The sequence below is a fragment of the Streptomyces sp. NPDC104307 genome, assembly GCF_055584045.1.
On sequence record NZ_JBVJMU010000014.1, the window covers coordinates 125676 to 145710 of the forward strand.

Annotated in this window: 25 protein-coding genes; 13 read left to right on the forward strand and 12 right to left on the reverse strand. The window is 68.7% G+C overall.

The features are described 5' to 3' along the window. Window positions 1-555: 555 nt before the first annotated feature. Window positions 556-738 carry a DUF397 domain-containing protein gene (locus tag ACZ601_RS28955; protein ID WP_069742837.1) on the reverse strand — a complete coding sequence of 61 codons (183 nt, stop codon included), beginning with the start codon at window positions 736-738 and terminating at the stop codon, window positions 556-558. After that, complete coding sequence (locus tag ACZ601_RS28960; protein ID WP_469543393.1) at window positions 735-1598, reverse strand: Scr1 family TA system antitoxin-like transcriptional regulator; 864 nt, start codon at window positions 1596-1598, stop codon at window positions 735-737. Before ACZ601_RS28960 ends, ACZ601_RS28955 begins: the two co-directional genes overlap by 4 nt. A 239-nt stretch (window positions 1599-1837) precedes the next feature. On the opposite strand from ACZ601_RS28960, the gene ACZ601_RS28965 reads away from it, so the two are divergent. The 3 genes from ACZ601_RS28965 to ACZ601_RS28975 all read left to right on the forward strand — a co-directional run bounded on the left by ACZ601_RS28965 (window position 1838) and on the right by ACZ601_RS28975 (window position 3969). Continuing rightward, entirely contained in the window at window positions 1838-2200 is a 363-nt protein-coding gene (locus tag ACZ601_RS28965) for a hypothetical protein (RefSeq protein ID WP_469543396.1), read from the forward strand. Further along, the gene (locus tag ACZ601_RS28970; protein ID WP_469543399.1) at window positions 2197-2727 is read left to right on the forward strand and encodes a hypothetical protein; all 531 of its coding nucleotides are present in this window, start codon (window positions 2197-2199) and stop codon (window positions 2725-2727) included. The genes ACZ601_RS28965 and ACZ601_RS28970 overlap by 4 nt, the downstream gene beginning before the upstream one ends. A 222-nt stretch (window positions 2728-2949) precedes the next feature. Then, on the forward strand, window positions 2950-3969 hold the full coding sequence (locus ACZ601_RS28975) for a hypothetical protein (RefSeq protein ID WP_469543401.1): 1020 nt from the start codon (window positions 2950-2952) through the stop codon (window positions 3967-3969). Here ACZ601_RS28975 and hemC (ACZ601_RS28980) read toward each other — a convergent pair. Next, the gene (hemC, locus tag ACZ601_RS28980) at window positions 3956-4888 is read right to left on the reverse strand and encodes a hydroxymethylbilane synthase (protein WP_469543403.1); all 933 of its coding nucleotides are present in this window, start codon (window positions 4886-4888) and stop codon (window positions 3956-3958) included. The two genes, ACZ601_RS28975 and hemC (ACZ601_RS28980), sit on opposite strands and share 14 nt — an antisense overlap. Before the next feature lie 98 nt (window positions 4889-4986). Between hemC (ACZ601_RS28980) and hemC (ACZ601_RS28985) the strand changes: the two genes are divergently transcribed. Continuing rightward, a complete protein-coding gene (hemC, locus tag ACZ601_RS28985) occupies window positions 4987-5901 on the forward strand; it encodes a hydroxymethylbilane synthase (RefSeq protein ID WP_469543405.1) in 915 nt (304 codons plus the stop codon). A 183-nt stretch (window positions 5902-6084) separates the two neighbouring features. On the opposite strand, the gene ACZ601_RS28990 is transcribed toward hemC (ACZ601_RS28985), so the two are convergent. After that, window positions 6085-6504 (reverse strand): HIT family protein, encoded by a 420-nt coding sequence (locus ACZ601_RS28990; RefSeq protein ID WP_469543408.1) that lies wholly within the window; start codon window positions 6502-6504, stop codon window positions 6085-6087. Window positions 6505-6674: 170 nt separating this feature from the next. Beyond that, window positions 6675-7217 (reverse strand): SMI1/KNR4 family protein, encoded by a 543-nt coding sequence (locus tag ACZ601_RS28995; protein ID WP_469543410.1) that lies wholly within the window; start codon window positions 7215-7217, stop codon window positions 6675-6677. A gap of 110 nt (window positions 7218-7327) precedes the next feature. Between ACZ601_RS28995 and ACZ601_RS29000 the strand changes: the two genes are divergently transcribed. After that, complete coding sequence (locus ACZ601_RS29000) at window positions 7328-7513, forward strand: hypothetical protein (RefSeq protein WP_469543413.1); 186 nt, start codon at window positions 7328-7330, stop codon at window positions 7511-7513. A gap of 7 nt (window positions 7514-7520) precedes the next feature. On the opposite strand, the gene sodN is transcribed toward ACZ601_RS29000, so the two are convergent. Then, on the reverse strand, window positions 7521-7916 hold the full coding sequence (gene sodN, locus ACZ601_RS29005; protein WP_469543414.1) for a superoxide dismutase, Ni: 396 nt from the start codon (window positions 7914-7916) through the stop codon (window positions 7521-7523). 179 nt (window positions 7917-8095) lie between these two features. On the opposite strand from sodN, the gene sodX reads away from it, so the two are divergent. Continuing rightward, on the forward strand, window positions 8096-8554 hold the full coding sequence (gene sodX, locus ACZ601_RS29010; RefSeq protein WP_469543417.1) for a nickel-type superoxide dismutase maturation protease: 459 nt from the start codon (window positions 8096-8098) through the stop codon (window positions 8552-8554). On the opposite strand, the gene ACZ601_RS29015 is transcribed toward sodX, so the two are convergent. Further along, entirely contained in the window at window positions 8458-9087 is a 630-nt protein-coding gene (locus tag ACZ601_RS29015; RefSeq protein ID WP_440575054.1) for a CGNR zinc finger domain-containing protein, read from the reverse strand. The genes sodX and ACZ601_RS29015 overlap by 97 nt on opposite strands. 76 nt (window positions 9088-9163) lie before the next feature. Here ACZ601_RS29015 and ACZ601_RS29020 point away from each other — a divergent pair, with 76 nt between their 5' ends. From ACZ601_RS29020 to ACZ601_RS29030, 3 genes are all read left to right on the forward strand, one after another. After that, window positions 9164-9940, forward strand: a complete 777-nt coding sequence (locus ACZ601_RS29020; RefSeq protein WP_469543422.1) for a class I SAM-dependent methyltransferase — start codon at window positions 9164-9166, stop codon at window positions 9938-9940. A gap of 168 nt (window positions 9941-10108) precedes the next feature. After that, the gene (locus ACZ601_RS29025; RefSeq protein WP_469543425.1) at window positions 10109-10597 is read left to right on the forward strand and encodes a SigE family RNA polymerase sigma factor; all 489 of its coding nucleotides are present in this window, start codon (window positions 10109-10111) and stop codon (window positions 10595-10597) included. After that, window positions 10594-11370, forward strand: a complete 777-nt coding sequence (locus ACZ601_RS29030) for a hypothetical protein (RefSeq protein ID WP_469543428.1) — start codon at window positions 10594-10596, stop codon at window positions 11368-11370. Before ACZ601_RS29025 ends, ACZ601_RS29030 begins: the two co-directional genes overlap by 4 nt. Window positions 11371-11443: 73 nt before the next feature. Here ACZ601_RS29030 and ACZ601_RS29035 read toward each other — a convergent pair whose 3' ends face one another. From ACZ601_RS29035 to ACZ601_RS29045, 3 genes are read right to left on the reverse strand one after another with little or no spacing between them, the layout of a single operon-like run. After that, window positions 11444-12205, reverse strand: a complete 762-nt coding sequence (locus ACZ601_RS29035; protein WP_440575050.1) for an amino acid ABC transporter ATP-binding protein — start codon at window positions 12203-12205, stop codon at window positions 11444-11446. Then, window positions 12202-13152, reverse strand: a complete 951-nt coding sequence (locus ACZ601_RS29040) for an amino acid ABC transporter permease (RefSeq protein ID WP_440575049.1) — start codon at window positions 13150-13152, stop codon at window positions 12202-12204. The genes ACZ601_RS29035 and ACZ601_RS29040 overlap by 4 nt, the downstream gene beginning before the upstream one ends. 29 nt (window positions 13153-13181) lie before the next feature. Further along, complete coding sequence (locus tag ACZ601_RS29045) at window positions 13182-14147, reverse strand: ABC transporter substrate-binding protein (protein ID WP_440575048.1); 966 nt, start codon at window positions 14145-14147, stop codon at window positions 13182-13184. A gap of 526 nt (window positions 14148-14673) precedes the next feature. Here ACZ601_RS29045 and ACZ601_RS29050 point away from each other — a divergent pair. The 4 genes from ACZ601_RS29050 to ACZ601_RS29065 all read left to right on the forward strand — a co-directional run bounded on the left by ACZ601_RS29050 (window position 14674) and on the right by ACZ601_RS29065 (window position 17930). After that, window positions 14674-15930, forward strand: a complete 1257-nt coding sequence (locus tag ACZ601_RS29050) for an NAD(P)-dependent malic enzyme (protein ID WP_469543433.1) — start codon at window positions 14674-14676, stop codon at window positions 15928-15930. Window positions 15931-16144: 214 nt separating this feature from the next. Next, complete coding sequence (locus ACZ601_RS29055) at window positions 16145-17116, forward strand: zinc-binding dehydrogenase (RefSeq protein WP_469543436.1); 972 nt, start codon at window positions 16145-16147, stop codon at window positions 17114-17116. Between the two features lie 32 nt (window positions 17117-17148). After that, a complete protein-coding gene (locus ACZ601_RS29060) occupies window positions 17149-17358 on the forward strand; it encodes a helix-turn-helix domain-containing protein (protein WP_311303269.1) in 210 nt (69 codons plus the stop codon). After that, on the forward strand, window positions 17358-17930 hold the full coding sequence (locus tag ACZ601_RS29065; protein ID WP_469543439.1) for a Clp protease N-terminal domain-containing protein: 573 nt from the start codon (window positions 17358-17360) through the stop codon (window positions 17928-17930). Before ACZ601_RS29060 ends, ACZ601_RS29065 begins: the two co-directional genes overlap by 1 nt. Before the next feature lie 93 nt (window positions 17931-18023). Here the strand turns inward: ACZ601_RS29065 and ACZ601_RS29070 are convergent, their stop codons facing one another. Both ACZ601_RS29070 and ACZ601_RS29075 read right to left on the reverse strand, forming a co-directional pair. Next, the gene (locus tag ACZ601_RS29070) at window positions 18024-19049 is read right to left on the reverse strand and encodes a PadR family transcriptional regulator (protein ID WP_469543440.1); all 1026 of its coding nucleotides are present in this window, start codon (window positions 19047-19049) and stop codon (window positions 18024-18026) included. 1 nt (window position 19050) lies between these two features. Continuing rightward, entirely contained in the window at window positions 19051-19908 is an 858-nt protein-coding gene (locus ACZ601_RS29075) for a DUF4097 family beta strand repeat-containing protein (RefSeq protein WP_469543443.1), read from the reverse strand. Between the last annotated feature and the right edge of the window lie 127 nt (window positions 19909-20035).

The following is a 20035-nucleotide window of genomic DNA, read 5'->3' on the forward strand; positions in this document are numbered from 1 at the left end:
CCGACTCAAGTCCGGCGAGTCGCTTGGTGGGGTGAGCATGGGGCGGAGACTTAGAGGGGCGCGGAAGGGCCTGATCAGAGCAAGACCGTGGCACGGACTAGCATTCTGCTAGCTCAGTTGCCTTTTGGTCTCACCTCATCTCGCTCGAACCCCAGGTCTGATCAGATCATGTCCCCAGATGCCTCCCTCCAGGGAAGAGCGGCTACTCCGATTCGTTCCACGCCTGCATCGGGGCGTGGATCCGCCGGTTCGTGCGGTCCTGCGTACCAGCGAGCACCTAGGTGTAGAACGCCTTCGACAAGGTCGACGCAGTGGTGGGGCTGATCGAGGCTGAGAGCATGGTGCGAGAGGGTGCGCACTGCCAGGCGGTGCGGCCGCGAGTGTTTCCTTGGCGGCGACCCTGCAGCCCCCTCCATGCGCGACTTGCCATTATCTGTGGAGGATTGCGCTGCTCTCCCGGACTCAGTGGAGAAATGCTTGAGGGGCCCCGGTACGCCCGTCAAAGACAGCAGAAGGCCCCCTCACGCAGAGAGGGCCGTCGGGGCGCTTTTGGCGTCACTTCATCGAGCTGATGAAGGCCGTCCAGGCCGGCCGGGAAGTGTTCAGCTCCGGACCGACCTCGTCCTTGTGCTTGGAGTCGCGGACCATGACCTGAGGCAGGTTGTCCGCGACCTCCACGCACGCGTCGTTGCTGGAGCCGCTGTAGGAGGACTTGCGGTAGGTCGGCTGCTCGCTCACTTGAACCTCTTCAGTACTTCGTGGATTCGGCCGGTGGAGTCGCGGGCGCTCAACGCCTCCTCGGCAAGGCGATCATAGACCCGCTGGTACTGCATGACCGTCGCTGTCTCCTCAGAGTAGCTACCCGTTCCGAAGCCTTCTGTGTACGTTGCCCGCCGGCCGCTGTTGAGGGTGAGAAGGGTGAACGATCCGCTGACGATGGCGGCCGTGTACGGCAGCACCCTCACGCTGATGTTCGGCTGCTCCTGCGCCTTCAGCAGGTGCTCAAGCTGCTCGCGGGCGACCTCGGGGTCCCCCATGTCGCAGTGGAGTACGGCCTCGTAGATGATCGCCGTCAGCCACGGCTGATGCTCTCCGCTCAGCACGCGGCGAGCACGTTCCATGCGCTGATCCACGATGTGCTGGATGCGCCGGGGATCGCCGGCTTGCCCGGCCAGTACCAGGGCACGGGCGTATCCCGGTGTCTGGAGAAGACCAGGGACTATCAGGCCGAAGTCGTAGAGCATCGTCGCCTCCGGGAGGCGACGGATGTAGGGCCTGGCGTAGTCGTTGACGTTCTCCTGGTTCAGGATGCGAACCAGGTTCACGAGGGAATCGGGATCGAGGCCAAGGGTTCCTTCGAGCTTCTGCGCCAGATCGGTGTCGGGCGGGACCTCGCCCGTCTCCACCTCGGAGATCCGGCTCTGCGACGTGTACGTGCGCTTGGCGACGTAGGTCTGATTCCAGGAGTGCGCCTTGAGCTCGTCGGCATCGCCCCTTTCCTTGACCTGCTGCTGGTGCCTCAGGCGGGCGTCCTGAACCATCCGCCCGATGTACTGCTCCAGCCCCTGGCTTGGGTCTACGTCCCTCGTCTTTGTCATATGCCGGATATCCCGATCGCCGCCCGGTACTCAACTCCTAGTGATCGTAGGGCTACTGGCGGCATCTTGGGAGGGCCGAAGGAAGGCAACGGATAGCCGGGACGCAGGAGAAGCCAGGAGCAGCTATGCCGCACCCCCCGAACGAGGCCCAACAGGCGCCAGCTCTGGACCCCGCAGCCGCTATGACCCTCGCTGACGAAACGCTGCGTCTCCAGCTCGGAACCACCACACTCCACGCGATGCAAGTCCAGGTCGCGCTTCTGGTGGAGCAGATCCGCTACTTCTTCAATGCCGGTCTTCCCGAGGACCAGGAGGAGGCCGATGCGCAGCGCCAGGAGATCCTCCAGCTCCTGGAGGAAGTAATCGCCGGGGATGACGCTGCCTGGCGTACGTGGACGCGCATGAGGGCGCTGGGCCGCGTTCTGCGGCGGCACGTTGCCCAGTACACCGACCGGAGGCTTGGCGAGGACCAGGAGCCGGGGAGAGTGTCGGCGGTAGCTCCTGCCAGTGGGGTGCCCATGGGCACCTACCGGGTTGCTGCCGTCCTGGAGATGCGGCGTGCTCAGCAGTGGCTGAACCGTTCGGCGGGAGGGCACCAATGATCGGGACGGCCGTCGTGGCTCGCGCGGTGAGCGACTACATGCACCGCCGCCCCGGGGAAGCCCTGACGCTCGCCCCGTTGTGGCAGACGCTCTCCCAGCACGCGAAGGCGGGGACCTGCCACCACCGGGGCGCCTGTCCGATCGTGACGGCCAGCCCGATCGTGCTCAACGAGCGCCAGGAAGTGCTGGTGCTCGGGGCCGGGCGCGGCACCGTAAGGATCCCCGAGGCGCGGTTCGAAGATGGTTGGGACACCCTCGCTGAAGCGGCCTCGATGCTGGCCCGGGCCCTTGGAGTCCATGAGCTGTGGACGCAGCCGGGTTGCGAGGACCCGGTCCAACTTCACGCAGCTCGCGCAGACGCTCAAGACGGTGAGCGCATGCGGGTCGCGGCCCGGTACCTCTTTCGCACGCATGCCGGCCTCTGCCACTTCGCTCCGGGCGCCCCTCAGACGTGGATGCCGCTGGCTCAGGCAGACATCGAGCTGTCCGCGCGGATCAATGTCCTCATCGCCGAGGTGCCCCTGTGAGCCGACAGGCGCCCGAGTGGATCTACCTCAGCGTTCTGGCGGGCCTCACGGTTCTGCTCGTCGTCGGAATCTGGGCAAGCCGATGAACGGCAGTCATGTGCTCACGACCTTCACCGTGACCCCTGCGCAGGCCCGCGCCGACGCGGCCTGACCCTGAAACTCCCGCCCGGTTGGTGTGTGACGGTCGCGGCCGAGCGGGTTCGTCCGAGCAGGAGAGCGCCGATGGCATCCGAACCGCACGACCTGGTGGGGGCCCTCACAACTGGCCCTCCCACATCACCGCACACCCCGCAGACCATAGGAGGAGCATTGCGCACCCCACGCTTATCGGTCCGGAACTACCTCGGCGGGCCGGCACTCACCCCCCAAGACCTCACGATGGTCTTTCTGATGCGCGAGGGCGACGACAGGGCGGCCAGCTCAATGCCCACGCGAACGGTGGGAGAGGCCGTCGAAGACGCGCAGATGATCGAGGACCTGGGCATGCGGTCCGTCAAGGTCTTCGCGGGTTCGCGCCTCCGGGACGGCCACGCCTCGCAGGCCACCTCTCCCACGGGGCTCATGGCCCGTACGATCGCGGCCGTGAAGAAGGCTGCGCCTGGGCTCGCGGTCATGACCGAGACGTGCGTGTGCTCCCACACCGACTCGGGTGAGTGCTGGCTCGCCAACGAGCGTGACGGCGGCGTGGACCTCGTGAGGACCACCGAGGTCTTGGCGGCACAGGCAGTGATGCATGCTGATGCGGGCGCCGACATCGTAGGGCCCGCGGGAATGATCCCCGGCTCGGTTCAGGCCGTCCGCGAAGCCCTGGACGGTTCCGGGCACCGTGACGTGGCGATCATGCCGCACCTCATCTTCGAGTCCGGGCTCTACCAGGGCTACCGCGCGACGATGGGGGCCACCCCTCAGTCCGGGATGCGGGCCTTCCAGATCAATCCGCGGAGGCCGGAGATGGCCGTGCACTTCGCCCTTGAGATGGTTCGTGAGGGCGCGGACATGATCCTTACGGAACCTGCGCTGCACACCGTCGACACCCTCGTCCGCCTCAAGGACAAGGTCCCCGTACCCGTGGTTCCGTTCTCCGTGTCGGGAGAGTACCTGCGCCTCACGGACCGCAAGCCGGACGGGGAACTCGACGTGAGCGGCCTGGTTGAGGCGTACACGGTCCTCAAGCGGGCCGGCGCCGATCGGATTATTACGTACGGTGCGATGGAAATCGCTCGCAGGCTCAAAGGGTCCTGATCGCCGAGAGGATGTTGGCGGCGCCCCGATTCAGCAGGTCTGCCGCAACGGTGAAGCCAAGCTTCTCCGGCTCGTCCGCCGGACCCGTGGCTTCTGCGGCAACCTGCTGAGTCCCATCGGTGGAGGTGACGGCTGCCGACAGGTGCAGCAGTCCGTCCCGCTCCACCCGTCCCCACGCGCCGACTGGCACGGAGCATCCGCCGTGCAGTTCAGCGAGCAGGGCACGTTCCGACCGCACACACGCATCAACCTCGCTGTTCCCGGTCGCAGCAAGGAGTTGTGCGGCCGGCGAGCCCGTACGTACCTGGATTCCGAGTGCGCCCTGCCCTGGCGACGGGAGGAAGAGTCGCGGGTCCAGAACCTCGTGGATCTCGGGCGCCAGCCCGAGCCGATTCAATCCGGCAGCGGCGAGAACCACCGCATCGAGCGCGCCCTTAGTGGTTCGGGCAAGCCGCCCAGGCACGTTTCCTCGGATCGGCACGACGTTGAGGTCGGGGCGGAGTGCGAGGAGCTGGGCCACGCGGCGGGGCGCGCCTGTACCCACGGTCGCCCCTCTGGGGAGATCGGCCAGGGTCGCCCCGCAGAGCACGTCACGTACGTCTTCACGCGGGCCAGGCGTGGTCAGCAGCGTTGTTCCTTCGGTAACGGCCGTAGGGAGGTCCTTCAAGGAGTGCACGATCACGTCGACTTTTCCCGTGACCAAGGCTGCTTCTTGGTTGGTGGAGAAGGCAGACCCGCCAGCCGTCTTCGCGACCTCCGCGAGCGTGGGCGTGACGCGGTCCTGGTCGCCGCCTTCGAGGATGACCTCGCGCTTGAAGGTAACTTCCGGGAACTGCCCGACCAGAGGTGCCAGCCATTCGCTGACCTGCGTCCTCGCCAGCTTGCTAGCCCTGGAGCCGATGCGCACTACGTCGCCCATTCAGGTCAACTCCTCGCGATAGCAGTTCCGTTGACTCGAAATCGTACTTGCACCAGAACCATGCAGATTCCGACACTTTGTCACCAAAGGAGAAGCTTGTGACGCTTCGCGTGGGCGCCCGCGCCTCGAAGATGTCCCTCATGCAGACGGCCCCGGTTTTATCCGCTCTCTCCGCTGCCGGCCCCACCACCCTGCGCCCCTTCGCCGAGGCGGGTGGAGATCGGTCGGTGAATCGGGCCGCACTGGAGGCGGACGGGGTTTTCTCCGAAGAGATCGAATCCGCCCTGCTGGCGGGCGAAATCGACGTCGCTGTTCACTGCCTCAAGGACGCGCCGACCATCGACACTCCCGGCCTGACAATGTCCGCTTACCTGCGGCGCGACGACATCCGGGACTGCCTGGTTGCCCGCGATCCCGATGTCACGCTGGCTACCCTCCCTGCTGGGGCGAGGGTAGCCACCGCGTCCCTGCGCCGGACCGCCGCACTGCGCATCCATCGCCCGGACATCAACGTCGTTCCGATACGTGGGCCGGTGGACGAGCGCCTCCGAGCGCTGCACGAGCCCGACAGCCGGATTGACGCGCTGGTCGTCGCCACGTGCTCCATGGAACGGCTCGGCCTGCCCCACCTGATCACCGAACGGATCAGCCCGGAGGTGATCTGTCCTCCGCTCGGCGCCGCGATCATTGCCTTCCAGACACGCGAGGACGACAGGGCCACGAGCGAGGCCATCAACTTCCTGCACGACTCGGCTACCGCCACGGAGGCGGAAGCCGAGCGCCTGGTACTCCGCCGGCTTGGTGGCTTCTGCAATGCCCCGCTGGCGGGGTACTGCCTAACGAACGGGGGACAGGACGCCGCCACCTACACGGTCCGCGCCAGATCCTTCACGGTGGACGGCGGTTCTTCGGTCGATGTTCGCCGTACCAGCAGCGACGCCAGGAAGGCGGCCCTGGCCGTCAGCCACGAGCTGACGCGCCTCGAAGCTCAGACCGTGACCGCCAAGTCTTGAAGGGAGTACTTGGAGGCCCAGACACTTACCTCTTCTGGGCCTCCAACGACCGCAAGTCAGATGGTCAGCAGAAGCATCTCGGCCGGCCCCGAGCGGCGGCCTCCCTCGTGGCTAGCTCTGTCCAGGAGAAGGGGACAGCAGATGTTCACCACTGTGGGCTCCGGCTCAGATTGTGTGGTGCGGTCAAGCCGGGTGAGTGGCCGTCATGGCGTTGGCGAGCTGTGTGACAGGGTCACCGACGATCCGGTGACGGGACTGTTGCGTGGGCCAGGTGGTGAACGCGTCGTCCGACCAGCGCGGAACCACGTGGAAGTGCAGATGAGGTATTGACTGCTCCGAGCCGGGGCCACTGGCGCTCAGGATGTTCACGCCGTCGGCCTTCAGCTCGCTCCGCATCTTCCCGGCAAGGCGCTGGACCAGCGTCATCGCGTGCGCCAGGACCTCCGGTGGAGTGTCGAAGATGTCCGTCCAGTGGGATGTCGGAATCACCAGAGCGTGCCCTGGCGCGAGGGGGTCCAGCGGAGCGAACGAGCTGACCACGGGCCCGCGCGTCACCCACCGGGCAGCGTCGTCCCGTATCAGTCGGCAGAAGGTGCAGTCCATGCGATCAAACCCTGTCAGAACCAGCACGGTGCCAGCCGACTGTTCAGGAACGATGGGAGCCCACGACTACTGCCTGCGAGCACTTCACAGAAGTTGTGCCAGAGCCCCACTGTGGGAGGGCACTCAGGATTCGAACCCTCCGCAATCTGCGACGGGTCAGTGCGAAGCGTTTAGTCCCACCAGTCGTTGCCGGTGTGCCAGCGCTGAACCCATTCCTCAAAGCCCCATGCCTGGTCACCCGGCACCGGGACGGCGCCAACGTCGGCGATCATCCAGATCTCGCCGCGGCGAGGACCAGCGGTCAGCAGGAGCCAGAACGACGGCCCGTCCTCAGCCCCAAGAACGATGGACCCCATGGTGAATACGGCGTTTATACGCGGGTCTTCGGGGTCCACGCATTCATCGTCCTCCCACGGCCAAGCTGCCAGCAGGGGGAACAGCTCGCCTGGCTGTCGAGGCCCAAGGTCCGGCCACGTGTCGGGCAGCCAGCCGAGCGGCTGGAGGCCGCCGTCACCGGCGGGGCCGAGGCTGCATCCGTTGCTGATCTCCGCGACGAACGCCCTGTACGGCTCCGGTAGGACCAGTCGGTGCTTTCGCTCCCATTCCGCGATGGCTTCATGTCCGAGCGCCGGCTCGCGCCATTCCGGCGGAAATGCGAACCTCAGGAAGTCGAGAGTGGCTTCGGCGGGACGCTCATCGCGTATGTCTGTCACGACGGCATGCTGTCAGAAGGCCTGGCACTCCGGATCGCAGCGGTCTTCCCTGGAGCTGCGCTGACCAGGCCAAGAAAATTGAACGAGCGCCCATCGCGGGCGGCGCGAGCGTGGAGCAGGTGCAGATTGCCCTCGGCCACGCGTCCGCCGTCATCACGCTGCGGATCTACGCGCATGTGTGGCCGGACGAAGAAGACCGCACCCGGCCCGTGACGGACGCCGTTGCGGGCGTCCGGCGGGCCGGGTGCGGTCAGGTAGCCGAAGTGACCGGCGAAATCGCAGGTCAGACGGTCTAACCGTAAATCAGGCCTTCTTGGTCTCCCAGAAGATCGTGTCGATCTCGGCGATCAGGTCCAGAGCCTTCTGGCCGGTCGCCGGGTCGTTCGAGCCCTTGGCCGCGGAGAGCGCCTTCAGGGTGTCGTTGACCAGCTGGTGCAGCTCCGGGTACTTCTCGAAGTGCGGCGGCTTGAAGTAGTCGCTCCAGAGCACCGAGACGTGGTGCTTCGCGAGCTCGGCGCGCTGTTCCTTGATCAGGACCGCGCGCGTGCGGAAGTCCGCGTCCTCGTTGGCCTGGTACTTCTCCTGGACGGCCTTGACCGACTCCGCCTCGATGCGGGCCTGGGCCGGGTCGTACACGCCGCAGGGGAGGTCGCAGTGGGCGCTGACCTTCACCTTGGGGGCAAACAGGCGGGAAAGCATGGGGCTGTCCTTCCTCGTGATCGTCTTCTCAGGTGGGACATTACTCCGTGAGAGGCGCGAAATTGTGGGTGCCCCCATGGGCTTAGGCCAAAAGTCCAGGGTGAGGATGGGCCCAGTGGCCGAATGTACGGAACGCTGTGGTGGACGGTGTACTGGACGGACGGGGAGGTGCCGGAGAGATGCGGGAGGTGCCGGAGTTGCCGGAGCTGACCGATGAACAGCCCGCGCGCGGGCTGGCGGCGCGGGTGCCGTTCCAGGTGGTGGAGGTGACGGGGCCCTCGATGGTGCCCACGCTCCACCATGGGGACTGGCTGCTCGTGCAGTACGGGGCGCCGGTGCGTCCCGGTGATGTGGTGATCCTGAGACACCCGTTCCAGCAGGACCTGCTGGTGGTCAAACGCGCCGTGGAGCGGCGCACCGGGGGCTGGTGGGTGCGCGGTGACAACCGGTTCGCGGGTGGCGACAGTACGGATTACGGGACCGTGCCGGAGGAGCTGGTGCTGGCCAGGGTGCGGGCGCGCTACCGGCCGCTGACGAAGGATCAGCGTTCGTTGCGCGGGGTGGTGGGCTGGGCGGTCTCCGCGCTGCGGCCCGTCTCGGCGGCGCGCTCCGTCTCCAGACGCTTGCGGGCCCGGTAGGCGGCGACGTTGGCGCGGGTCGCGCAGCGGTCGGAGCAGTAGCGGCGGGAGCGGTTGGTCGAGGTGTCGAGGTAGGCGTTGCGGCACGGCGCCGCCTCGCACAGGCCGAGCCGGTCCACGCCGTACGAGGTGAGGTGGAAGGCGAGGCCCATCGCCGCCGTGGCCGCGTAGCCCGCCGTGGCGTTGGACGGGTGGTCGGCCAGGTGCATGTGCCAGTCCGGCTTTCCGTCCGCGTCCCGGAAGTCGTGGCCGGAGATCTGCGGGCTGACCGGGAACTCCAGCAGCAGGGAGTTGAGCAGGTCCACGGCCAGCGTCTCGTCGCCGCCGTCGGCCGCCTCGAAGACCGAGCGGAGCCGGGCCCGGACGGACCGGAAGCGGGTCACGTCCGCGTCGGTCGCCCGGCGGGCGGCCTGCCCGTTGACACCGAAGAGCTCGCGCACCGCGTCGACCGTGGTGAGGGCGTCCTTGTTGCGGGCCGGCTCCTCGGTGTTGACCAGGCGCACGGCGTAGTCCGAGTAATAGGCCAGTTCCACTTGTAGTCCTTACGGCGTCGGTCTAAGGTCGGTTCGGACGATGATGTAATGGGCTGCTATGGGTCCAGGGTATTACATGGGAGGGGTTCGGGTGACGGAGTCAGCGCAGGGTGCCGACTGGAGGTCCTGGCAGGAGAGCTGGGACCGGCAGCAGGAGTGGTACATGCCCGACCGCGAGGAACGCTTCCGCGTGATGCTCGACATGGTCGAGGCCCTGGTGGGTCCCGAACCCCGGGTGCTCGACCTCGCGTGCGGTACGGGAAGTATTACGGACCGGCTGCTCCGGCGGTTCCCCAAGGCCACCAGCACCGGGGTCGACCTCGATCCGGCGCTGCTCGCCATCGCCCGCGGCACCTTCGACGGCGACGAGCGCGTCACCTTCGTCACCGCGGACCTCAAGGACCCGCGGTGGCCGGACGCGCTGCCGCACGGCTCGTACGACGCGGTCCTCACCGCCACCGCCCTGCACTGGCTGCACAGCGAGCCGCTCGCCGTTCTCTACGGGCAGCTCGGCGGCCTCGTCCGGGACGGCGGGGTGTTCATGAACGCCGACCACATGACCGATCCGGACACTCCCCGGATCAACGCCGCCGAACGCGCCCAGCGGCACGCCGTCATGGACCGGGCCAAGGCCGGCGGCGTCCTCGACTGGGCGGACTGGTGGGCACTGGCGGCGAAGGACCCGGTGCTCGCCGCGCCCACCGCCGAACGATTCAGGATCTACGGCGAGCACGCGGACGGCGACACGCCCTCCGCCCGCTGGCACGCGGACACCCTGCGCGCGGCCGGCTTCGGTGAGGCGCGGTCCGTCTGGGCCTCGCCCTCGGACAGCCTGGTGCTCGCGGTGAAGTAGCGGCACCCTCCGAGGTGGGGCGGTGCGGACCATGGTCCGGGCCGCCCCTCAGCGTTTTTCGGCCGGCGCCGCAACATTTTCCGTCCGGCGCCGCAACCCGCCCGGCACCCCGCCGCACTGGAAGGGTGAGACGGTCCGCACCAGCGGACCCGGAGAGGGGCGGTGACGATGCGGATCGATGATGATGCCGCGCTGCACGCCTTCGTCGAGAGCAGACGCACCGCGCTGTTCCGCAGCGCGTACCTGCTCTGCGGCGACCGGTACGAGGCCGAGGACCTGGTCCAGACGGCCCTGGTCAAGGTGGTGCTCGGCGGACGGCGGCACGGGCGGCTCGACAACATCGAGGCGTACGCGCGCAAGACCCTGGTCAACACCTTCATCGCCTCCCGCCGCCGGTTCTGGCGGCGGGAGCAGTCGTACGGCGAACTGCCCGAGCGGGCGGACCACGCGCCCGACACGGACACCGGCCTCGCGGTCCGGGCGGCACTCGCCCGGCTCACCGCCAGGCAGCGGGCCGTACTGGTGCTGCGCTACTGGGAGGACCTGAGCGTCCAGGCCACGGCCGCGCTGCTCGGGATGCGGGAGAACACGGTCAAGAGCCACGCGGCTCGGGGGTTGGCGGCGCTGCGCGCCGAAATGACGGAGGAGAAGGTATGAGCGACGTGCGTGAGCTGCTGGGGCGGGCCGCGGAGGACGCGGGGCGGCCGGTCATCAGCACGGAAGCGGTTTACGCCAAGGCGGCCCGGGTGCGGTGGCGCCGCCGGGCCGGGATCTCCGCGGCGGCGGTCTGCGCGGTCGCCGCCGGGGCGTTCGTGGTGCCGGGGCTGTCCACGGGGCAGGAGCAGAGCCCGCGGACCTCCTCTGTGGCGGCGCCGGGCAAGCTCGGCGGCGACTCCGCGCGGGCCGGGAAACTGGCCGGGCTGCTGCCCGCGGGCGTCGGCTCGGTGAAACAGGTCTCGCTGGCCGCCATCATCAAGTACGCCACGCCCGCCCAGGCGAAGGAGCACCTGTACGGGCCGGTGGACGGGCAGTTCGCGGTCCGCAGGGACGGCGGCGTCGGCTATCTCGTCATCGGGCTCATGAACGCGAAGATGCTGGACAAGAAGCTCGGGGGAGGGTCGCGGGACACGGATCTGTGCGCGGCCCTGCCGGGGGAGCCACACCGTACGGACTGCGTCCGCGAAGAGCTGCCGGGCGGGCGGGTGCTGACCCTCTGGAGCGACTCGATGGACTACGGGGACGGCACCCCGCAGTGGGGTCCCGAGCTGGTGGGCCGTCTCTCGCTCCCGGACGGCGGTGAACTGGCCGTACGGGACAGCACCGGCTTCGAGGCCGATACCGCCCAGGGGCCGCTGCTGAAGGCCCCGCCGCTGACTCGGGCGCAGCTGCGGACGCTGATGCTCCGCCCGGAGCTGCTGCCGGAGAAGTAGCGGCGGACGGGGGAACGGGGGAGAGGGCGGTACCGGCCTGTAGCCGGTACCGCCCTCTCCCGTTCCGGACCCGCTACAGCACCTTGGACAGGAACGACTTCGTCCGGTCGTGCTGGGGGTTGGTCAGTACGTCGCGCGGGTGGCCCGATTCGACCACCACACCGTCGTCCATGAAGACCAGCGCGTCCCCGACCTCGCGGGCGAAGCCCATCTCGTGGGTCACCACGATCATCGTCATGCCGTCCTCCGCGAGGCCGCGCATGACGTCCAGTACATCGCCCACCAGTTCCGGGTCGAGGGCGGAGGTGGGCTCGTCGAAGAGCATCAGCTTCGGCTCCATGGCCAGCGCGCGGGCGATGGCCACCCGCTGTTGCTGACCGCCGGAGAGCTGCGAGGGGTAGTTGTTCGCCTTGTCGGACAGGCCGACCCGGTCGAGCAGCTGGGTCGCCCGCGCGCGGGCGACCGCCTTGGACTCGCGCTTGACCTGGACCGGCGCCTCCATGACGTTCTCGATCGCCGTCATGTGCGGGAACAGGTTGAAGCGCTGGAAGACCATGCCGATGTCCCGGCGCTTCAGGGCGACTTCGCTGTCCTTGAGCTCGTAGAGCTTGTCGCCCTTCTGGCGGTACCCCACCAGCTCGCCGTCGACGGAGAGCCGGCCGGCGCTGATCTGCTCCAGATGGTTGATGCACCGCAGGAACGTCGACTTGCCGGAACCGGACGGGCCGATCAGACAGAAGACCTCGCGCGGGGCGACCTCCAGGTCGATGCCCTTGAGGATGTGTGCGGCGCCGAAGGACTTGTGGACGCCCTCGGCCTTCACCATGGCGGTCATGCCATGCCTCCGTTCGGGCGGCCCAGTGACAGCAGGTTGGTCCGGATCTTCTGCATCGGGGTGGGCGGCAGACTGCGGCTGGAGCCGCGGGCGTAGTACCGCTCCAGGTAGTACTGACCGATGCTCAGCACCGAGGTCATGATCAGGTACCAGGCCGCGGCGAGGAAGTACATCTCCACCGGCGCCCCGGACGCCTGCCCGATGTCCTGCGCGTACTTGAAGAGTTCGTAGAACTGCACGGCGGCCACCAGCGAGGTCGTCTTGAGCATGTTGATGACCTCGTTGCCCGTCGGCGGCACGATCACCCGCATGGCCTGCGGGATCACGACGCGACGCAGGGTCTTGGCGTGGCTCATGCCCAGTGCGTGGGACGCCTCCGTCTGGCCCTCGTCGACCGAGAGCAGACCGGCCCGGCAGATCTCCGCCATGTACGCGGCCTCGTTGAGGCCGAGGCCGAGCAGCGCCGTCAGCAGCGGCGTCATGAAGCTCGACCAGTAGTCCTTGTAGATCGGCCCGAGGTTGATGTACTGGAAGACCAGCCCCAGGTTGAACCAGACGAACAGCTGGACCAGGACCGGTGTTCCGCGGAAGAACCAGATGTAGGACCAGGCGATCGATGAGGTCACCGGGTTCTTCGACAGGCGCATGACGGCCAGCAGGATGCCGCCGACCACGCCGATCACCATGGAGAGGGCGGTCAGCAGCAGTGTCTGGCCGACCCCCTTGACGATGCGGTCGTCGAAGAAGTAATCGGGGACCGCACCCCAGTTGATCTTGCCCTGGCTGAATGCGTAGATGATCGCGACCAGGGCGGCGATGGCGATGACCGCGGAGACGTACCGGCCGTAGTGCCGGACCGGGATGGCCTTGATCGCCTCCGGTCCGGCCGCCGGGGTGGGGGGTGCGGGCGGCTGCTCGTCCGGGCCCGACTTCTCGATGTCAATCACGGCTGATGCCCTTCAGCGCCGGAGCCCGGTCACGATCCGCCGTTCAGCTTGGCCTCGGTGACCGCACCGGCCTCGACGCCCCACTTGGCGATGATCTTCTCGTACTCGCCGCTCTTGATGATCGCGTCCATGGCCGCCTTGACGGCCTTGGTGAGCTGGTCGTTGCCCTTGGCGATGGCGATGCCGTACGGGGCCGCCTCGACCTGGTCACCGACGATCTGGAAGTCCTTGCCGCCGCCCGAGGTCTTCACCGCGTACGCGGCGACCGGGAAGTCGGAGGAGCCTGCGTCGGCGCCGCCGGAGCGGATCCGGGTCTGGGCCTCCAGGTCGTTGTCGTACGGCTCGATGGCGATCTTCTTGCCGCCCGTACACTTCTTCGACTCGGCCTTGGCCAGGTCGTGCGAGACGGTGTTGCGCTGGACGGCGATCTTCTTGCCGCAGAGGTCGGACCAGCTCTTGATGCCCTGGTCGTCGCCCTTCTTGGTGTAGATCGAGACGCCGGCGGTGAAGTAGTCGATGAAGTCGACTCCCTCACCGACCTTCTTCTTCGTCTCGGGGTCGATGCCCTCCTGGCGCTCCTTGCTGTCGGTCATCGCCGACATGGCCAGGTCGTAGCGCTTGGAGCGCAGCCCCGTGACCAGCGTGTCGAACGTGCCGTTCTCGAACTGGAACTCCACGCCCAGCTGCTTGCCCAGGGCCGCGGCGAGATCCGGGTCGATGCCGACCGTCTTGCCGGACTTGTCCTTGAACTCGACCGGCGGGTAAGCGATGTCCGAGCCGACCTTGATGACGCCCTTGGACTTGATCTCAGGGGGGAGGAGGTCGGCGGGGGAGGCGGCGGCGCCGTCGCTCGCCTTGGTCGAGGCGGAGTCGCTGGAGTTGTTCTTCGTCTGGTCGCCACAGGCGGTCAGCAGCATGGTGCCGGCGACCGCGATGGCGCCGACCGCCGCGATCCGGGACTTCGCGGTCGTGCGTCGAGTCTTGCGTGCGGTCATGATCGGATTCCTCCGGCAGATGAGGGTGGTGTTGCCAGGCGGTGTGGCACACGTCGTCGGGTGTCGCCGCCGTGTGCGATTACGGCATCTTGCCATTCGGACCAGCGCATTCAGGGGGCCGGTCATGTCAAAATCGGGTAACGGGCGATCCCCGATCCTCACGAGGCCGGTACACCAGGGCCGGACCTTCTATGGGGTTTCTTTCCCGCGACCGCAGAATCTGCGGCGCGTCTCGGACAGCGGACACTCATTCTTCGTGTGGCGGACATTGTCCAGATATTGGGCTATGGGTCAGATCACCGAGGGGGTATGGACTCGTCCATGACCCGGTCCGTCCGGTATGAAAGACGTTTACACCCCTCATCCGGGGCTCAGGGCGCGTGTGCGGCGCGCCCGCGCGTACGTACCTCTCCCTCTGCCGGGGCGGACCAACCGCCCGGCGCAGGGCACGTACGCGGTGCCCGCCCACCCCTCCTCAACCAGGAGTGGCCACCCTCAAACGATGAAGACTTAAGGGGTCAACACCATGGCAGCGGAGATCGTCAATCCTCGCAGCGACAGCAGTACAGACAGCAGTGCAGGCAGCAGTACGGACAGCAGTACGGACAGCATGGGCAGTGCGACCGATGAGCCGTTCGATCCGGCCTTCGCCCTCCACCGGGGCGGGAAGATGGCCGTGCAGGCCACCGTCCCGATCCGGGACAAGGACGACCTCTCCCTCGCGTACACGCCCGGTGTGGCGAAGGTGTGCAGCGCGATCGCGGAGAATCCCGAACTCGTCCACGACTACACCTGGAAGTCGCAGGTCGTCGCCGTCGTGACGGACGGCACCGCAGTGCTGGGGCTCGGGGACATCGGACCCGAGGCCTCCCTCCCGGTGATGGAGGGCAAGGCGATCCTGTTCAAGCAGTTCGGCGGGGTCGACGCGGTGCCGATCGCGCTCGCGACCACCGACGCGGACGAGATCGTCGAGACCGTCGTCAGGCTCGCCCCGTCCTTCGGCGGCGTGAACCTGGAGGACATCTCGGCGCCGCGCTGCTTCGAGATCGAGCGCAGGCTCCAGGAGCGGCTCGACATCCCGGTCTTCCACGACGACCAGCACGGCACCGCCGTGGTCACGCTCGCCGCTCTGCGCAACGCCGCGAAGCTGTCCGGGCGCAGCCTCGGTGATCTGCGCGCCGTCATCTCGGGCGCGGGTGCGGCCGGGGTGGCCATCGCCAAGTTCCTGCTGGAGGCGGGGCTCGGGGATGTCGCGGTCGCCGACCGCAAGGGCATCGTCAGCCGGGACCGGGAGGACCTGACGGAGGTCAAGCGGGAGCTGGCCGAGCTGACGAACAAGGCCGGTATCTCCGGGCCGCTGGACACCGCGCTGGCCGGCGCGGACGTGTTCATCGGCGTCTCCGGCGGTACGGTCCCGGAGCCGGCCGTCGCCTCGATGGCGCCCGGTGCGTTCGTCTTCGCCATGGCGAACCCGAACCCCGAGGTGCACCCCGACATCGCGCACAAGTACGCGGCCGTCGTGGCGACCGGGCGCTCCGACTACCCGAACCAGATCAACAACGTGCTGGCGTTCCCCGGCATCTTCGCGGGCGCGCTCCAGGTGCGGGCGTCCCGGATCACCGAGGGCATGAAGATCGCCGCGGCGACCGCGCTCGCGGACGTGGTGGGCGACGAGCTGGCCGCGGACTACGTGATCCCGTCGCCGTTCGACGAGCGGGTCGCCCCGGCGGTCACAGCGGCCGTCGCCGCGGCGGCGCGGGCGGAGGGCGTGGCCCGGCGGTGATGTGAGATGGGTGCGGGGTCCGGGGCCGAGCCTTTCGGGGGCGCTGCCCCCGGACCCCCGCTCCTCAATCTCCCCCAGACTTCGTCCGGGGGGACCCCCAGGGGGCTTGTTTTCGGCCGCTCGCCGCACGGAAGGCGGGGGTGATTCCGCCTGAGCCCCGTGTCACACCCGTGGCCGGTTACGCCGGGCCGCCGCCCGGCCTATCGTCGGCCCCATGTTCGCCGCCTACGCATCCCGCATCGACCGCGACCACCCCCTCAACGGCCTTGAGCTGGGCGAACGCCCGGCTCCCGGTGCGCGTCCGGGCTGGACCACCGTCAACGTCCGGGCCGCCTCCCTCAACCACCACGACCTCTGGTCCCTGCGCGGCGTCGGCCTCGCCGAGGACAAGCTGCCGATGATCCTCGGCTGCGACGCCGCCGGGACCGACCAGGACGGCAACGAAGTCGTCCTGCACTCCGTCATCGGCCAGACCGGGCACGGGGTCGGCCCCGACGAGCCCCGCTCCATCCTCACCGAACGCCATCAGGGCACCTTCGCCGAACAGGTCACCGTCCCCACCTGGAACGTGCTGCCCAAGCCGAAGGAGCTCACCTTCGAGCAGGCCGCCTGCCTGCCCACCGCCTGGCTGACCGCGTACCGGATGCTCTTCACCAACGCCGGGGTGCGGCCCGGCGACTCCGTGCTCGTCCAGGGCGCCGGCGGCGGGGTCGCGACCGCCGCGATCGTGCTCGGCCGGGCCGCCGGACTGCGGATCTACGCCACCAGCCGCGACGAGGCCAGGCGCGAGCGGGCCGTCGAACTCGGTGCCATTGAGGCGTACGAGCCCGGCGCGCGGCTGCCCCACCGTGTCGACGCCGTCATCGAGACGGTCGGCGCCGCGACCTGGTCCCACTCCGTCAAGTCCCTGCGCCCCGGCGGCACGCTGGTCATCTCGGGTGCCACCAGCGGCGACCGGCCCGCGCACGCCGAGCTGACCCGGATCTTCTTCCTGGAGCTGAAGGTCGTCGGCTCGACCATGGGATCCAAGGACGAGCTGGAGGACCTGCTGGCGTTCTGCGCGGCCACCGGGGTGCGCCCCGTCATCGATGAGGTGCTGCCGCTGGACCGGGCGCGTGAGGGCTTCGAACGCCTCGCCTCGGGTGATCAGTTCGGCAAGATCGTGCTGACTGTCAACCAGGATTGACATGCCGGGTCGTGTCAATGTAAGTTGACACCATGACCGAAGCAACGGAACTCGCCGCACGCGCCGGCGACCACGACCCCCGGGTGGGGCTGCGGTCGGTCGCCGCGCTGCGGCGGCTGCTGGAGCAGCTCGAAGCCGTACAAGTCAGAAGCGCCCGCGCCAAGGGCTGGTCGTGGCAGGAGATCGCGGCCGAACTGGGCGTCAGCCGCCAGGCCGTGCACAAGAAGTACGGGAGGCATTGATGTTCGAGCGATTCACCAAGGGTGCCCGCGCCACCGTGACCGGAGCCGTCACCCATGCGGACCGGGCCGGCAGCGGCCCGGTCACCGAGGAGCATCTCCTGCTCGCCCTGCTGGACCAGGAGGGCAGCCGGGCCTCCTTCGCCGCCGCCTCGCTGGGTCTCACGGACCGCAGGGCGTCGCTGGAGGCCGCACTGGCCGACGCGCGCAGGCGCGGCGGCATGACGAAGGCCGACGCGGACGCCCTCGCGGGTATCGGCATCGACCTCACCGCGATCGTGTCCCGTATTGAGGAGGCGCACGGCGAGGGGGCCCTGCGGAGCGAGCGTGCGGACCGCCGTAAACGGATCGGCGGCCGGTTCAGCCGCGGGGCCAAGGGGATCCTGGAGAAGTCGCTGCGCATCGCGCTCGGCCGAGGGGACAGGTTCATCGGCGAGGAGCACGTCCTGCTCGCCCTCGCCGCGTCCCCCGGCGTCGTCGCCGATGTGCTCGCGGAGCACGGTGCGAGTTACGCGGCGATCGAGCGCGCGCTCTACGGGGAGGGCGGGGCGCAGCAGAACCGCCGGGCGGGATGAGCGAAGGGCGGCCCGGGTCTCCCCGGGCCGCCCGCCGTCTCCCGTCGTCCCCCGTCGTCCCCTGTGTCCCCCGTCGTCCCCCGTTCCGCGCCTCTACTCCGTACCGCCGTCGGGGTCCTTCCGCAGCAGTGCCCCGATGTGGGCCGCCGCCGTCGACAGGTGGCGGCGGGCCTCCGCGAGCTGCTCCTCCGTCACCCCCCGGTCCCTGGCCGCGTCCCGGATGTCGTCGCGGAAACGGTCGAGCAGCCGGTCCAGATCGCGCGCCGGGTCACCCGTACCGCCCGAGTCCTTGCCCCAGTCGGGGTCGGCCGCAGCGGGATCCGGCTTGATGTAGGGAGGCCAGCCGCCGGTGCGGGCGATGCCGCCCAGCTGGCCGGTGATCTCCGCCAGTCCCTCCCGTACGCCGGCCGGCCAGTCGCCGCGGGCGAAGTGCTCCTGGACCTGGCGGGCGGCGTTCTGCATCTGCTCGCGTGCCCGGTCCTGTGCCTCCTTGGCCTGGCGTCGGGCCTGCTGGGCGTCCTCGCGGGCGCGGCGGGACTCGTCCTTCGCCCGGCGGGCCTGCTCCTTCCACTCCTGCTTGGCCTTGCGCAGCTCCTCCTTCGCGGTCCGCCACGCCTCCCTGTCACTGAGGTCGGACAGATCGCCGAGTCCGCCGAAGTCCCCGAACCCGCCGAAGGGGGACTCCTTGCCGGCCTTCCTGCCCGGACGGGAGCCGGTGGAGCCGGTGGTGTGCCGGGACTCGTCGGCGGCGGCGCGCATATCGCTGCGCAGCTTGCCGGCCGCTCCGCGCACGTCGTCGCGGATCTCGGCGGCCAGCTCGGAGACCGACTCCCGGATCTCCAGCTCCAGATCGGCCAGCTCGCCGGTGCGGCCCGCGAGTTCGGCGCGGCCGGCGTCGGTGATCGAGTAGACCTTGCGGCCGCCCTCGGTGGCGTGGGTGACCAGGCCCTCCGCCTCCAGCTTGGCCAGCCGCGGGTAGACCGTGCCGGCCGAGGGCGCGTACAGCCCCTGGAAGCGCTCCTCCAGCAGCCGGATCACCTCGTAGCCGTGGCGCGGCGCCTCGTCGAGCAGTTTCAGCAGGTAGAGGCGCAGGCGGCCGTGGGCGAATACGGGGGGCATGTCAGAGCACCTTTCCGGTCGGCTCGCTGTCGTGCGCGTCGTCCTCCACCGGTGGGCGGCGGAGCAGGGCGATCGAACCCGAGACCGTGGTCGCCTTCAGTGTCCCGGTCCCGGAGCCGAGCGTGCCGGTGATCCGCTTGGACCCCCACTGGCCGTTGACCCGCAGGTCCTCGAAGCCGTTGGAGACGGAGCCGCTCGCGGTGTTCGCCTCCACCTTCGCGTCCGCCGGGTGCGGCAGCCGGATGGCGACCTCGCCGGAGACGGTGGTGAGCCGGATGTCGGTGGGCTTCCCGTTCGGGTCCAGGTCGAGCACCATGTCGCCGCTGACCGATTCGGCCCGTACGGATGCCCCGGCGCCCTCGACGACCGTCAGATCGCCCGAGACCGAGTGGAAGCGCAGATCACCGGTGACGGCCTGGGCCTCCACGTTGCCGGACACGGTCTCCGCGCCGACCGGTCCCGCGAGTCCGACGAGGGTGGTGTCGCCGGTGACGCCGCGCACGTCCGTACGGCCGCGGATCCCGGAGACGAAGGCCCCGGCGCCGACCACGCCGACCTCCACGGCCGATCCGGCCGGGACCGCGAGGGAGACGGCCGCGTGCCGGTGCCAGCCCTTGCGGTCGAACCACTTGAGGAGGCCCTGCCAGGCCAGGTCCTCGTAGGTGACGGTGAGGACGCCGTCCTTCTGGGTCACGATCAGCGGTGGTCCCTCGATGCCGGTGACCTCCAGCCTCGCGGTCGGTTCATCGGTGCCGACGACATTGACCGTGCCGTTGACGATGCGCACGCTGAGCGCCGTCACGGGTTCGTCGAAGGTCAGCTTCTGAGGCTCTGCGATGGCCCACGTCGACACAGGCATGGATCTGACCTCCCGGGGAGCGCGGCTGACGCAACATATCGCGTCTCTTGCAGAACACGATATATCGCGGATCGGGGAAGTCAAGACAGGCCGGGTGGTGACCGGGAGGGTGGCCGGGGTGAAGCTG

Bases quoted from the DNA above. Each gene is read 5' to 3' on its own strand.
- ACZ601_RS28960 (WP_469543393.1), bottom strand. From the start codon at position 1,598: ATGACAAAGACGAGGGACGTAGACCCAAGCCAGGGGCTGGAGCAGTAC.
- ACZ601_RS28965 (WP_469543396.1), top strand. From the start codon at position 1,838: ATGCAAGTCCAGGTCGCGCTTCTGGTGGAGCAGATCCGCTACTTCTTC.
- ACZ601_RS28970 (WP_469543399.1), top strand. From the start codon at position 2,197: ATGATCGGGACGGCCGTCGTGGCTCGCGCGGTGAGCGACTACATGCAC.
- ACZ601_RS28975 (WP_469543401.1), top strand. From the start codon at position 2,950: ATGGCATCCGAACCGCACGACCTGGTGGGGGCCCTCACAACTGGCCCT.
- hemC (WP_469543403.1), bottom strand. From the start codon at position 4,888: ATGGGCGACGTAGTGCGCATCGGCTCCAGGGCTAGCAAGCTGGCGAGG.
- ACZ601_RS28990 (WP_469543408.1), bottom strand. From the start codon at position 6,504: ATGGACTGCACCTTCTGCCGACTGATACGGGACGACGCTGCCCGGTGG.
- sodN (WP_469543414.1), bottom strand. From the start codon at position 7,916: ATGCTTTCCCGCCTGTTTGCCCCCAAGGTGAAGGTCAGCGCCCACTGC.
- sodX (WP_469543417.1), top strand. From the start codon at position 8,096: ATGCGGGAGGTGCCGGAGTTGCCGGAGCTGACCGATGAACAGCCCGCG.
- ACZ601_RS29020 (WP_469543422.1), top strand. From the start codon at position 9,164: ATGGGAGGGGTTCGGGTGACGGAGTCAGCGCAGGGTGCCGACTGGAGG.
- ACZ601_RS29025 (WP_469543425.1), top strand. From the start codon at position 10,109: ATGCGGATCGATGATGATGCCGCGCTGCACGCCTTCGTCGAGAGCAGA.
- ACZ601_RS29030 (WP_469543428.1), top strand. From the start codon at position 10,594: ATGAGCGACGTGCGTGAGCTGCTGGGGCGGGCCGCGGAGGACGCGGGG.
- ACZ601_RS29035 (WP_440575050.1), bottom strand. From the start codon at position 12,205: ATGACCGCCATGGTGAAGGCCGAGGGCGTCCACAAGTCCTTCGGCGCC.
- ACZ601_RS29045 (WP_440575048.1), bottom strand. From the start codon at position 14,147: ATGACCGCACGCAAGACTCGACGCACGACCGCGAAGTCCCGGATCGCG.
- ACZ601_RS29050 (WP_469543433.1), top strand. From the start codon at position 14,674: ATGGCAGCGGAGATCGTCAATCCTCGCAGCGACAGCAGTACAGACAGC.
- ACZ601_RS29055 (WP_469543436.1), top strand. From the start codon at position 16,145: ATGTTCGCCGCCTACGCATCCCGCATCGACCGCGACCACCCCCTCAAC.
- ACZ601_RS29060 (WP_311303269.1), top strand. From the start codon at position 17,149: ATGACCGAAGCAACGGAACTCGCCGCACGCGCCGGCGACCACGACCCC.
- ACZ601_RS29065 (WP_469543439.1), top strand. From the start codon at position 17,358: ATGTTCGAGCGATTCACCAAGGGTGCCCGCGCCACCGTGACCGGAGCC.
- ACZ601_RS29070 (WP_469543440.1), bottom strand. From the start codon at position 19,049: ATGCCCCCCGTATTCGCCCACGGCCGCCTGCGCCTCTACCTGCTGAAA.
- ACZ601_RS29075 (WP_469543443.1), bottom strand. From the start codon at position 19,908: ATGCCTGTGTCGACGTGGGCCATCGCAGAGCCTCAGAAGCTGACCTTC.